Origin of the sequence: Dyella sp. M7H15-1 (assembly GCF_004114615.1) — a bacterium.
In the GTDB taxonomy this organism is placed as follows: Bacteria; Pseudomonadota; Gammaproteobacteria; order Xanthomonadales; family Rhodanobacteraceae; genus Dyella_B.
In genome coordinates this window covers 3,378,635-3,391,664 of record NZ_CP035300.1, presented here as the reverse complement: position 1 = coordinate 3,391,664, position 13,030 = coordinate 3,378,635, and the positions used below count along the sequence as shown (strand labels likewise).

Annotated in this window: 8 protein-coding genes and 1 pseudogene; 5 read left to right on the top strand and 4 right to left on the bottom strand. The window is 58.7% G+C overall.

What is annotated here, in order from left to right:
• Window positions 1–149: 149 nt before the first annotated feature.
• From EO087_RS15575 to EO087_RS15560, 4 genes and pseudogenes are all read right to left on the bottom strand, one after another.
• Window positions 150–3,152 (bottom strand): YadA-like family protein, encoded by a 3,003-nt coding sequence (locus EO087_RS15575; RefSeq protein ID WP_128899661.1) that lies wholly within the window; start codon window positions 3,150–3,152, stop codon window positions 150–152.
• Window positions 3,153–3,853: 701 nt separating this feature from the next.
• A complete protein-coding gene (locus EO087_RS15570) occupies window positions 3,854–5,263 on the bottom strand; it encodes an aminotransferase class III-fold pyridoxal phosphate-dependent enzyme (protein WP_128899988.1) in 1,410 nt (469 codons plus the stop codon).
• 142 nt (window positions 5,264–5,405) lie between these two features.
• A complete protein-coding gene (locus EO087_RS15565; RefSeq protein ID WP_128899660.1) occupies window positions 5,406–6,113 on the bottom strand; it encodes an HAD-IB family phosphatase in 708 nt (235 codons plus the stop codon).
• 244 nt (window positions 6,114–6,357) lie between these two features.
• Window positions 6,358–7,133, bottom strand: a pseudogene (locus EO087_RS15560) (IS5 family transposase).
• A gap of 184 nt (window positions 7,134–7,317) precedes the next feature.
• Between EO087_RS15560 and EO087_RS15555 the strand changes: the two are divergent.
• The 5 genes from EO087_RS15555 to EO087_RS15535 all read left to right on the top strand — a co-directional run bounded on the left by EO087_RS15555 (window position 7,318) and on the right by EO087_RS15535 (window position 13,027).
• Window positions 7,318–8,730 (top strand): TolC family protein, encoded by a 1,413-nt coding sequence (locus tag EO087_RS15555; RefSeq protein ID WP_128899659.1) that lies wholly within the window; start codon window positions 7,318–7,320, stop codon window positions 8,728–8,730.
• 73 nt (window positions 8,731–8,803) lie between these two features.
• Entirely contained in the window at window positions 8,804–9,937 is a 1,134-nt protein-coding gene (locus tag EO087_RS15550) for an ABC transporter permease (protein WP_128899658.1), read from the top strand.
• A 2-nt stretch (window positions 9,938–9,939) separates the two neighbouring features.
• Window positions 9,940–10,701 (top strand): ABC transporter ATP-binding protein, encoded by a 762-nt coding sequence (locus EO087_RS15545; RefSeq protein ID WP_128899657.1) that lies wholly within the window; start codon window positions 9,940–9,942, stop codon window positions 10,699–10,701.
• Window positions 10,698–11,606 (top strand): HlyD family efflux transporter periplasmic adaptor subunit, encoded by a 909-nt coding sequence (locus EO087_RS15540; RefSeq protein ID WP_128899656.1) that lies wholly within the window; start codon window positions 10,698–10,700, stop codon window positions 11,604–11,606. Before EO087_RS15545 ends, EO087_RS15540 begins: the two co-directional genes overlap by 4 nt.
• A 401-nt stretch (window positions 11,607–12,007) precedes the next feature.
• The gene (locus tag EO087_RS15535) at window positions 12,008–13,027 is read left to right on the top strand and encodes a pentapeptide repeat-containing protein (protein ID WP_128899655.1); all 1,020 of its coding nucleotides are present in this window, start codon (window positions 12,008–12,010) and stop codon (window positions 13,025–13,027) included.
• Window positions 13,028–13,030 lie beyond the last annotated feature (3 nt).

Below are 13,030 nucleotides of genomic sequence, written 5' to 3'. Positions count from 1 at the left end.
TGCTTCGACTGAGGAGAGAAGCCCAGTGGGCCTTGCACTCGCGGTGCACAATCCGTCTATTGTGCCCCAATCGGATGCTCCATAAGAGGCGCCACATAAAAAGCCAGCATCCGAAGACGCCGGCCAGAAAAAACATCTCGCTTGCGCGATCACCAGCCCAGCGACATACCCGCGCCCACCGATACGTCGCTCCCCGTCGCCGAACCGCCAAAAGAGACATTCAGATTCGGCTTGAGCTGGCGTGAATAGCCCACCGCGATAGCGGACTGACCACCTTGTGCACCGACGCCCACGCCCACCTTGTTTGCTGTTTGCAGACCTTGCGCACTAAAAGCCATCTGCCCATACGCCGCACTCATTGCACCGATACGGTTCACCCGGCGGTCCAATTGGTTGAAGCGTTGGTTGGCCCAATCCTGCACGCCGCTCACGGCATCCTGCACCTGCCCCCAGTTGGCGGCGTCGGTGCGCTCGGTGCCTGCCGCCACGTTGGTGACCTGTCGTTCATTGCCCACCGAACCGACGGATACCGTGTTGTCGCGGTCAGCCACCGAACCTGCGCCAAGCGCTACCGCGTTGTTGCCGGAAGCGTTGGCGCTGGCGCCCAGCGCGGTGCTGGTTTCACCCGATGCCAACGCGCCTTCGCCCACGGCGATGCTGCCATTGCCGGACGCCACCGCGTTGGCACCGTGGGCAGTGCTGTTGTCCCCGATGGCTTGTGCGTTACTGCCATTGGCGGTGCTGTTGCTACCCGCTGCCAGGGCTGCGTTGCCGATGGCCGTGCTGTTATCACCTGCGGCGCTGGCATCGTTGCCTACCGCCGTACTGTTGCTGCCAGAAGCGTTCGCATTGTTACCCGCAACGAGGCTATTGCTGCCGGAGCCCGACGAGACACCGCCGGCGGCCGGATCGCCAACATTGCCATCGGCACTGCCTTGCTCGATGCCACCCACGCGCTGGTTCAAGTTGGCGACCTGGGTGCTGATGTCACTGAACTGGCCATTGAGCGAATCAAACTGGCTTTGCACTTGCTGCTGCGTCTCGAACAACTGGCTACCGTTGATGGCATCCATGCTGCCTGCAGCCACGTCACCCGCGGCGAGTTGGCGAATCAAGGTACCGCTGTCGCCGCCTAGCGTGGCTGTCGCTTGCCTCATGTCGTCGTAGACCAATGCAGCGATCGACTGGCCGCTCGGATCGACCAACCCTACCGATTTAAGCTGGGAAAGGGTGACGACATCGCTATCGTTGGCGCCGTTGGCGACACCCGTCAGCACGCGCAGACCATCCGTGCCTGCGACATTGATCGATGGACCGCCACTTGCCGCGGCAAGCGTCACGTTGCCAGTGCTGGCATCCTGCTGTACCAGGCCAATGCTGCCACTGTTGACCTGTTGCTGCAGCCAGGTGATGCTGCCTTCATTGGTGGTGACGCGGCCATCCAGGTTGGTCACGCTGGTGTTGAGCGTATGGATGTTGTTTTCGCTGGCCGTCACGCGGCCGTCGAGGCTGTTGACACTTGTGTTGACGGCGTCGATATCCGTGCTGTTTTTCTGCACCTGCTGAGCGGTGGCGCTCAATTGCGAGCCATTCACGGCATCGACACTGCTATCGGATATCTCACCTGCGGCAATACCGGTCAGCGTGCGTGCCCCGTCTGCGCCGGTGAAATCGACGGCGCCGCCGTGATTCGAGGCAGCCACTGTGATCCGGCCGGTCGCGATGTCCTGCTGGACCAGGCCCACTGATCCATCGCCAAGTTGCTGCTGAAGCAAAGCAATATCGCCTTCGTTGACCGTCACGCGACCATCCAGGTTGGTCAGGTCGGCGTTGAGCGTAACAAGATTGCCCTCATTGACGGCCACGCGACTGTCGAGATTCGTCACATCGATGTTGAGCGCATTCATGCTGTTTTCGTTGATTGTCACACGGCCGCCCAGACCCGTCACATTGGTATTGGTGGCCGATAACGCACCATCGATAGCCGACAGCGCACCACCGATCGATGTCTGCTTGCCGCCATTGGCCAGCGTATAGGTGGGACCGGTCACCACACCGGTGGTTGCGTCGACCGAAGCGCCACCACCCAAGGTAGCGACGATCGGCGACAACTGGCTGAGATTCACCGCATCGTTGGCCTGCGTGCCGGCGCGGACATTCACGATCTGACGCGTGAAGCCCGTGCCATCGGTCGCCGCACTGCCAACGGAGACGGTGTATTGCCGATCCGCCACGGTGCTGGAACCCAATGCGACCGCGTAGTTTTGCAAGGATGAAGCATTCGCGCCGAGAGCCATCGACGAATCGACGCCTGCCGACGACGCGCCGCTGCCGATGGCAATGTTCCCCGAATGCGCCACCGATGCGCCGGCACCGATGGCTAGCGCCTGATTGCCGTAGACATTCGCGCCATCGCCCAAGGCCATGGAGCCCGCGCCGGTGACACTGAGATTGCCTATCGGTCCTTGCACGGTGGCGTTACGCCCCAAAACTATCGCGCCATCGCCGCTGTTATTGAACTTTGCACTGGCACCGATAGCGATATTGCCTTCGCCCGTGCCGCTACTGTTCGACAACGCACCGTCGCCCATCGCGATCGCGTTGCTGCCGGTGGCCGTGGAGGCAGTGGTGCCATTGATCTTCAGGTAGACGCCATCCAACTTGGAAGCAAGCTGAGTGTTGGCGCTCGTCAACGCATCGTCCAGCGCGACCAGTGCACCACCCACCGTTACCTGCTTGCCGCCGTTGGCAAGGGTGTAAGTCGGGCCGGTCACGGCGCCAGTGGTCGTATTGATGGTGGCTCCTCCACCCAATGCGGTCACCAGCGAAGTCAATTGACCAAGATTCACGGGATCGGTAGGTAGCAAGGCGGTTATCGAAACCGAATCAGCCGACCGTTTGTTGGCCTTACCTTCGGTGTCTGCACCGGCTGCAGCGCAAAAACCGGATACATCCGCCACACCTTCCTTTCCATCGGCGATCGTGCACGATTCAGTGGCCGACAATGCACCAGATGTACCGCCACCCATCATGAGGGTAGCGATGGCCAGCACCCTCAAGCGTTCCGTGGCTTTCCTGCCTCCCCGGATTTGTCCGCAAGCGGTGCCCAGACTACTGTCAACGTCAAGCTTGCTTTGGATCGTTTTCATCATGCATCTCCTGTCAGGCTGGATTTATTTTTCGGACACACTCCTCTGCTGCACGCTCGGGTGATCGTGCAAACAGGTGAATGAGGCGAGGTGGTGATGCGACAAGCGCCCCGTCGGAACAAGGCAAAACGCCGCGCCCGTCAATGCAGACACGTTACGAAATCAAATCGATAAAGTAGTGAAGGCTTATTCCATTCTTAATGAAGTCAAACATCCATATCTTTGTAGGCTTAAGATTGGATATAAGGAGAACATTCCGTAGGACATGAACTATATGTCTGTCGGATCTACGTTGTAGCGTTCCGTGCAAGTTTGGGACTTTGGCCTTTTGGACCGCATCACCCCGCTACGCCGCCTCTATCCGCTTCCTGTTCGTCAGACCCGCATGTTGCCTGCCGCTTCCTTCAGGCGCCCCTCGCGGAGGATTCCCTTGCTGTTCGGCTAGCCCCTTCCCCTTGCCGGACAGGTTCCGGACTTTCACCAGGTTAGTCGTTCCTCTCGCCACCACAGCGAGACAAACAGCACCAGTCACGGCGCTACGCGCCATGCCTGGCGCACAAAAAAACGGCGGCGCTTGCGCGCCGCCGGCTTTGCCAGGTCCCCTGCATGGGAATATCGACAAAAAGCGTTGGTTTGTATCGTTGATAGAGCACACCGCAAGCATCGCTCCCTCTGCCCAACGGGCAGAGGGAGCGACCGCCACATCACATCGCCTTCTTCGCCTTGGTGATCAACTGATCAAGCAAGGCAATGGCCAGATCGATCTCTTCGTGCGTGATGTCCAGCGACGGCGCAAACGTGATCACGTTCTTGTACCAACCACCCACATCGAGCACGAGGCCGATCTTCTTGCCGTTGTGTTCCAGATCCCCAGCCAGGCCGATGTCGACCATCTTGTCCAACAGTGCCTTGTTCGGCGTGAACCCGTCGTCAGTGCAGATTTCGGCGCGCAGGGCCAGGCCCAAACCATCTACGTCACCGATTTCCTTGTGGCGCTTCTGCAGATCTTTCAGCGCTTCGAGGAAATGCGCTCCCTTCTTGGCGACGCTGGTCTCGTAATCCAGCTCGTAACCCATCTTGATCACTTCCAAACCCAGCGAGGTGCCGAGCGGGTTGGAGTTGAAGGTGGAATGGGTGGAGCCTGGCGGGAAGATGGTCGGATTGATCATCTCCTCGCGCGCCCACAAGCCTGAGAGCGGATTGAGGCCGTTGGTAAGGGCTTTGCCGAACACGATGATGTCGGGCGTCACGCCGAAGTGTTCGATCGACCACAGCTTGCCGGTGCGCCAGAAACCCATCTGGATTTCGTCGACCACCATCAGGATGCCGTACTTGTCGAGCACTTTCTTGAGGTCTTTGAAGAAATTGCGCGGAGGCACGACGTAACCTCCGGTGCCCTGGATCGGCTCCACATAGAAAGCGGCGTATTCGGCCTGGTTGACCTTGGGGTCCCACACGCCGTTGTATTCGGTTTCGAACAGGCGCTCGAACTGACGTACGCAGGCATCGGAATATTCTTCCGGCGTCATGCCCTTCGGGCGGCGGAACGGGTATGGGAACGGGATAAACATCGCACGCTCGCCGAAATGGCCGAAGCGACGGCGGTAGCGGTAGCTGGACGTGATCGAGGAAGCACCCAACGTCCGGCCGTGATAACCGCCTTCAAAGGCGAACATCAGGCTCTTGCCATTCTTGTAGTTACGCACCAGCTTCAGTGAATCTTCCACCGCCTGCGCACCGCCGACGTTGAAGTGCACGCGGCCCTTCAAGCCGAACTTCTGCTGCGCGTCGACGGCGATGGTCTTGGCCAACTCGATGCGCGTCTGGTGCAGGTACTGGCTCGCGACCTGCGGCAGCACGTCGATCTGGCGCTTCAGCGTATCGTTGAGACGCTTGTTGCCGTAACCGAAATTGACCGCCGAGTACCACATCTGCAGATCGAGGAACGGAACGCCGGCCGTGTCGTACATGTAGCTGCCTTCGCCATGGCGGAAGATCTTCGGCGGATCGACGTAATGCACGGTGTCGCCGAAGGAACTCCATTGGGCTTCGTCAGCGAGCAGTTGCTCGTCGGGGATCACGCCCACCAGGGCGTTGGGATCGTAGGCATTCATCGGAGAGATACCAAGAAGAAAAGAAGTGGAAAGAGAAACCTTGTTGATGTGAAGCATTTCCTTGCTCCCCACCGTCGTCCCGGCCTTCGCCAGGATGACGGGCAACATTACGGAACTGCGAGTCGTATCGCGTAGTCGAAAATCAGAAATTGGAAACCGCCGGCAACACCGGCTGCTCATGCTCGGCCAGCAAGCTGCCATCGAGCAGACGCGGCAGCAGTTCCAGCGCATCTTCAAAACCGGTGATCGGCACATACGGAATACCCGCGGCACGACAATGCTCGATCAGGCGATGCTTGGCGAACACGAAATCAACACGATCAGCCGCGCAAAAGTCGGAAGCGCCATCGCCGATCAACAATGTCTTACCGCCGCCGTTGCGTGCCTGCGCCACACACGCGCACTTGCAGGTGCCACTGCGACAACCGTCCGCCTGGAATGGTGAGGTGAGCTGCCACTGGCGCGGTGGCGTGGCCGGCGTCAGGTGATTGGCAGCCACCGGAAGATTGCCCAGGCCGTAGCGGCCAAGGATGCGATGAATGGCGTAATCCAGGCCATCGCTGACCACCCGGATTGGCGTCCGCAGCTCTGCGCAGCGGGCCACGAAGGCAGGGAAGGCATGGTCGATCCACAGGCCATCCAGATGCGAATCCAACGCTTCCTTGCGCATGTCGAGCAAGGCTACCTGCCCACTCATGCATTCGCGCGAACCGATGCGGCCAGCACGCCAATCTTGCTCCAGTGCTTCCCATCCGGAGCGCCCGAAACGGTCCAGCAACGAGTCGATCACGTCCTCAACGGAAATGGTGCCGTCGAAATCGCAGAGAATGTTCCAGGCAGTCACGCGCAAACCACTCCAGCATCAGATACAGCATCAGGTGTGCGACATCTTTGCGGCCCGCCCCTTTCGGTCCCCTTTCTAGTGTGGTGTCTCGCAAGTAACGTGAATGAATTCCGAGTGGATGTCGTTGCGAGCCAAGGCGCGAGGAGGAGTCATCCTGGGCACTATGGCGACGACGAGCAACGCAGGATCGTGGCGAAAGACGCCGGAATTTGTTCGCGTTACTTGTGAGACACCACACTAGAGCATGTCGTCATAAGATTCTGAGCCACATGACGAGGCAGCGAATTTGCACAGCGGCAAGGAAAGAGGACAGATTCTTCGCGTAGCGTGTCGCCACACCACGCCACTGTTTCAGGTACAAAAACGCATTCTCAACCAGGTGGCGATGACGATACAGGTACGTGTCGTAGTCGCGCGGCTCTTTTCGGTTTTTACGTGGCGGAATATGCGCCTGCATGCCTTGCTCATGAGCCTGCTCAACAATGGCATCACTGTCATAACCTTTGTCGGCCATGAGATGCTCAGCAGGAATGTCTTTGATCAGTTCCGCGGCCTGCGAACAATCTGCCCGGGTACCCTCTGTAACAAGAATTCGGACTGGCATACCATGCGCATCCACGGCCAAATGTATCTTGGTGTTGCGCCCCCTTTTGTGAGACCTATGCCCTGATTGCCGCCACGAGCTCCCGCTGCATGAGGATGAACCTTGCAGTGACTGGCATCGATCATCAGCCACTCAAAGTCCGGCTCATCCATCACACGTTCCAACAGACCTTCCCATGTGCCGTTATCGCGCCAGCGACAAAAGCGCCGATGGGTATTCTTCCAATCGCCGTACTCGGGTGGTAAATCTCGCCACAGCGCTCCGGTGCGAAGTATCCAGAACACTGCGTTGATGAATTGCCGATTATCTTTGGCTACACGCCCCCATCGGCCCGCTTGACCCGGCAAATGGGGTTCAAGCAAACCCCATTTTTCATCGGAGATGTCATGGCGTCGATAGGCCGCAGTCACAGAGGATTCCATCCAGCAAGATTCCATGGCGGGTAGTTAACCATATTTCAACACCTCATGACGACAGGCTCTAGGGATGCAAGCCTGCTGTAAGTAAGCCAAATCTTTGGCTCGACCGGCTATGCTTACAGTTGCTTGCACGCCCTTGTAACGGTCCCAGCCCGTGCCCAATCTCACCTTGCGCAAATTCCTTCCTATGAGGGGCCTGCCCCGCTTGCTCCCTGCGCTGGTGCTGACCATGCTGGCAGGCTGCAGCGCCGCCCCCTTGCCAGAGCTCAAGCCTCCGGTACCGCGGACCTGGCGCAATATGGCCGTTTCAGCACCGAACCTGGCGCAGCCTGACCTGCAACATTGGTGGCTGGCGTTCAACGACCCTGGCTTGAACGCGCTGGTGCAGCGGGCGCTGGAAAACAACCTGGATGTGGCCGCAGCCACCGAACATGTGATTGCGGCGCGCACGCTGTATAAGCACGCTACCGACAAGTACCTACCCAGCCTGAAGGCCGATACGAACCAGGTGATCGACCCCAATGCGAGCGCCTCCTACTTCATTGTCGGCTTCGATGCACTGTGGGAATTGCCCCTCTTTGGCGCCTTGAAAAGTACCCATCGCACCGCCAACGGCACGCTGGATGCGGCACACGTCCAACTGCAAAGCACCTACGTAACGCTGGTGGCCGAGGTGGTGCGGTGCTGGGTGGAACTGCGCACAGCGCAAGAACAGGCGCGACTGCTGACCACCATACGCGACACCCATAGCGAAAAACTGCAGCTACTGCAGGTGCGGGAAAACCTGAAGCTGGTGTCGCCCATCGAAGTAGCCCAGTCGCAAGCAGAACTGGCGCGTTCAGAAATGGCACTCAGCGATCCACAACGTGCCATCAACGCTAACGCCCAGCAGCTTGCCGTACTGCTGGGCCAACCCGAGCCGGATCCCGGCTGGCTGGAAAGCGGTGCCCAGCCGCAACTGGGCGACTGGCAGATGACCCGTACGCCAGCCGACCTGCTGCGTACGCGCCCGGAGATCGCCCGCGCTGAAGCCGACGTGCTGCGCGCGGCGGGCGAAGCCGGCATCAGCCACGCGGATATCTATCCGCACATTGGTCTGGGCAGCTCGCTCGATTGGTCGCTGACCCTTCTGCACCACCACCATGCCATCCGTTCCGGCGAAGGCATTTTCTCCGCTGGCCCAGTGGTGGATATGCCCCTGTTCGACTGGGGCATGCGCATCGCCCAGGCGCACGCCAAGAATCACGAACTGCAAGCATCTGTTTACGCCTACCGGCAGGCCGTGCTGCAAGGTGTGGCTGAAACCGAGACCGCGATGGGTGACCTGCAACAATTGCATCTGCGCGAAACGGCGGCACAGCAAGTCGTGCAGGCGCTCGACGGCAACACCACGGCGCTCGACAAGCGCCACAGCCTTGGCCTAAGCAGCGCACTGGAACTGCAGGATGCGCTGATCGCCCAACAGAATGCACGGATTGAACTGGTATCGGCGCGCGCCCAACGCGATCTGGCCTATGTCTCGCTGTACAAAGCACTGGGTGGTGCACCACTGCCGCCTGTCGATGTGACGGCCGATTACGAACGCAAGGACGTTCGCTGATGCATGACGTCATCCACATTGACTCTCGACCCTGCCCACAAGGGCAGGAGTCGCATTCAGGCACTTCGCACTAATGGTCGCCCTCGCACGCAAAACCCTCGTGCACGAATGGCGCCGCTTTCTGCCGGCCATTCTGGCAGTCGGTTTCGCCAGTCTCTTGCAGTTGCTGCAGGCTGCCCTGGTGTTGGGCATTTTCGGCAGCGCCAGTGTCTACATCACCGGTTCGTCTGCCGATTTGTGGGCCGGTTATCCGGGCACGCAAAGCGTGAACCTCGGCCGGCCGATCAGTGAAGACGTAGCGATGCGCCTTCGCATGGACCCTGACGTCACCCGGGTGGAACCGTTTCGTTGGGTGGATGCGGACTGGCGCGGCCCGCGCGACACCGGCGGCGTGTCGGTGTTCGTTTCCGGTATCGATCCCAGCCCGGACGCCATGATGTTTTCCAAAGCCTTGCCCCCGGCTTTGCGCGCCAGGCTGAACGAACCCGGCGCGGTGATTGTCGACAAGGCAGATTTGGACAGTCTCGGAGTAACCATCGGTGATACGGCAGCCATCAACGGACAGCGTGTGCGCGTGGTCGGCGTAAGCAGCGGCCTGCGTGCCCTGGGCGGCGTGAATATCGTTTCATCGCTGGATACGGCACGCGTGCTCGACATCGCGCCCGAAGACGCCGGCATGATGACGTACTTCGTTGCCAAACTGCATGATCCGTCCAAAGCGAAAAGGGTTGCCAAACGCCTGAACGGCTCGGATCAATTCGGGCCTTACACCGTTTGGACGGCCAAAAATTTCGCGCGTCGCTCGCAGCTCTATTGGATGCTCGATACCGGTGCGGGTGCCGGCGTGCTGTTCCTCGCAGGCATCGTGTTCCTGGTTGGCGCGGTGATTACCAGCCAAACCCTGATTGCCGCAGTGATCGGCTCCATCCGCGAATACGCCACCTTGAACGCACTCGGCGTCGGCCGCGGTGCATTGCGCAAAGTGATCATGGAACAGGCCTTCTGGGTCGGCTTGCTGGGTATTGTGTGCAGTGTCTTGATCTGCATCGTGCTACTGGTCATTGCGCGCAACCGCAGTGTGCCCATGGAGCTGCATCCGTTGACCGCCGCCGCATGCTTGGCGCTGAGCATGGCGCTGGCCATCGTGTCCGGCCTGGCCGCCATGCGCAGTCTGCGCCGCGCCGATCCAGCAAGCCTGCTGAGGTGAACATGTCAGCGGCAATCCAAACCTCGACCGATGCAACGCCGACGTTGCAAGCCCGCCATGTGCGCAAGACATTCATGTCCGGCCGCATTGAAAGCACGGTGCTGCATGACCTGACCCTGGAGGTCCGCGCCAGCGAACTGACCCTGATTTCCGGCCCTTCCGGCTGCGGCAAAAGCACTCTGCTAGCCATCCTGAGTGGCTTGCAGCCTGCCGATAGCGGAAGCGTGCGTGCGCTGGGGCACGAACTGAGCGGATTGAGCATCCATGCGCTGGAGTATTTCCGCCTGCAACACACCGGTTTTGTGTTTCAGGGATTCAACCTGTTCCCCGCGCTTTCCGCGCTGGAACAGGTGGAACTACCACTGACTTACATGGGCCTGGGTAAAAGCATGGCGCGCAACCGAGCGATCGATTCGCTGGAAGAAGTGGGGCTGGGCCCGCGCATGACCCTGCGACCAACCGAACTCTCCGGCGGCGAAAAACAGCGCGTAGCTATCGCGCGCGCCTTGGCCAAGCAACCCCAACTGCTGTTTGCCGACGAACCGACCAGCGCGCTGGATGCCGCAAACGGGCAGATCGTGATCGACATCCTGCATCGCATTGCCCGCCATCATGGCACCACCGTGCTGTGCGTCAGTCACGACCCACGCCTGGCCGGTCATGCCGACCGCGTACTGACGATGGAAGACGGCCGGATTCTGAGCGACCATGTTCCGGGCACCTCGCCTACCAACACATCCGAGGCCAAGGAGCCTTCTGCATGAACCCGCGTTACCCTCGCCTCCCGCTCGCCTTGCTCGCGGCTGCACTGCTGGTCGCCTGTTCGCATGACGACGCACCGGCGACCAGCAGCGCGGTACCCCCAGCTTATGCAGCTATCGCACGCGGACGCATCGATATCGAGGGCGGCCTGCTCAAACTCACCATGCCTGCCGACGGCATCATGCAGAGTGTCGATGCACACGAAGGTGAGCACGTGCAAAAAGGCCAATTGCTGGCCCAGCTTGATCTAGCGCCAGCCAAGCTGGCCGTGGATTCCGCACTAGCCGAACAACAACAGGCAACCACCCAGGTCGCCGCGCTTGAAGAGCGCGTAAAAACCGCCGACCTGCGCGCCTCTCGCATCGACCAGGCCGCAAAAGCTGGCGCAGGGGATGTGCAGAGCGCAGACGATGCGCGCGAAGCAGCACAACGAGTGCAGGCTGAACTGGACAATGCACACGCCAACGCAGCGTTGGCCGCGCAGAAAGTGGCCGTGACGCGCTATCAACTTGGGCTGCGCAGCCTGCATGCCCCGATCGACGGACAAATCGTGCAGCGCATGGTGCAACCGGGTGCATCCGTTGCGCCCGACGCGGGGCCCATTTTCTTAGTGCTGCCCGACGCACCGCGCATCGTACGCGCCGAACTCAACGAATCCTTCGTCGGCCTCGTGCACGATGGCATGAACGCGGAAGTGGATGACGACAGCGGCAGCGGCATAGCGCCACTGAAAGCCCACGTGCTGCGCGTCGGCAATGTATTCGGCGCCAGCACGCTTGAAGACGACCCTCAGGTGCGTGCCAATACCCGCACGGTGGAATGCGTGCTGGCGTTCGATCAGCAGCCCGCGACTCCGTTACGCATCGGGCAGCGCGTGGTGGTGAAGTTCGGGCTGACACGTCCTTAGACTCAGCGCATAGCGTAACCACGAGTACCCCATGATCCCACCATCGCCTTTGCAGACGCTTGCGAGGAAGGCGATGGTGCGCGAGCGTTAAATGCCAACTAACAGCAACCTTCAGGTTGGCGACGAACGCCGCCTGCCTTGCCGCAGCGTGTTTCACGCTTGCCGTCGATCGGTCGATGCGGCATCAGCAGCACCATGAGGATCGCCGTGACCCATTCGAGGGAGGCTGGCCGAAAGAGATCACGGAATCAGTTCAGGTGATTACCCGATGTTAGATCGCCTAGCCTATTCTAAATAATGTCAATGGGCATTCTTACATAGGGCATCCTTACATACCGCATGATGAATAATACCCATTCAACCCGACTGTAAAGAAAAAACTATAGATAAGGTATGCAAACATGGAAACATCACTCGCCTGCAAATATAACACTCCGCGATATGGGCATGATCAGAATCATCAATCAGTTTCGCGTCAAGACGCAAGAAATGCATATGATAGGGTTAGCACATCTTTGGCTAACCAAGCATCGAAACTGGAGGGATTAACCACCCTTGCTTCGATCCAAGATCCGATCTTGAAGGAAATGTATATACGAAAGATCAATACGGAGCTAACCCCTAAAGAAAGGGAAGCTCTACCAATTCCTGCGTTTATTAGATCCATGGCCTCGAAAGGTCCTGAAGAAAGCGCAAAGATGGTTGATTTTGTGAGCGCCCTTGATTTCAATGATGTGTCTTTCAAAGGAGCTAATTTCAACGGCTCGCACTTAAATGGCCTTGAACTTTCGAATGTCTGCCTGGAAGAAGCGGATTTTGGAAACGCAAAGCTAGAGAATTGTAAATTTCACGGTGTATCGATATCTGAATCAACCTTTTCGGGGAGCGAACTTCACAATACCACTCTGACAGGCTGCGACTTATTTGACTCTAACATGACGAATACATGTCAACACGATACCACATACGATGGGTGCCATATATCCAATGTGCCGTTTGATAAATCCCTTCTCAAGAACGTGGCATTCGTATCGAATGGCAGTAGCAAAATTGATGGTAAGTGTAGTTTTGAGGAACTAGATGAATCTAGTTCGTACGAGTTTTTTAATGATGCATCAGCTATAGAAAACCGCCCCGAACAGCCTCGCCCTGATGACGAAAATGCAAGCTACGTAGCCCATCCCTTCACTAGTAGCCATGGACCTGACAGGGAAGAGCCGAACCGTGAAAGGAACAATGTGCAACCACGTTTTTCCCCTATTAGCGGAGTAAAGTTTTTCGATGGAAAGAGAGAAGGCACTGATCGAGCGGTAGTTAGCGAGGAGCGGATTGCGCGCACAAGCAAGCATGACCAACATGGAATTGATATTTATGATCCAGCACGTAGGCAAAGAAAGGATCCACCTCCCGGTTACACGTAATAG

Coding starts and splice junctions, on each gene's coding strand:
- EO087_RS15575 (WP_128899661.1), bottom strand. CDS start 3,152: ATGATGAAAACGATCCAAAGCAAGCTTGACGTTGACAGTAGTCTGGGC.
- EO087_RS15570 (WP_128899988.1), bottom strand. CDS start 5,263: ATGAATGCCTACGATCCCAACGCCCTGGTGGGCGTGATCCCCGACGAG.
- EO087_RS15555 (WP_128899659.1), top strand. CDS start 7,318: ATGAGGGGCCTGCCCCGCTTGCTCCCTGCGCTGGTGCTGACCATGCTG.
- EO087_RS15550 (WP_128899658.1), top strand. CDS start 8,804: ATGGTCGCCCTCGCACGCAAAACCCTCGTGCACGAATGGCGCCGCTTT.
- EO087_RS15545 (WP_128899657.1), top strand. CDS start 9,940: ATGTCAGCGGCAATCCAAACCTCGACCGATGCAACGCCGACGTTGCAA.
- EO087_RS15540 (WP_128899656.1), top strand. CDS start 10,698: ATGAACCCGCGTTACCCTCGCCTCCCGCTCGCCTTGCTCGCGGCTGCA.
- EO087_RS15535 (WP_128899655.1), top strand. CDS start 12,008: ATGGAAACATCACTCGCCTGCAAATATAACACTCCGCGATATGGGCAT.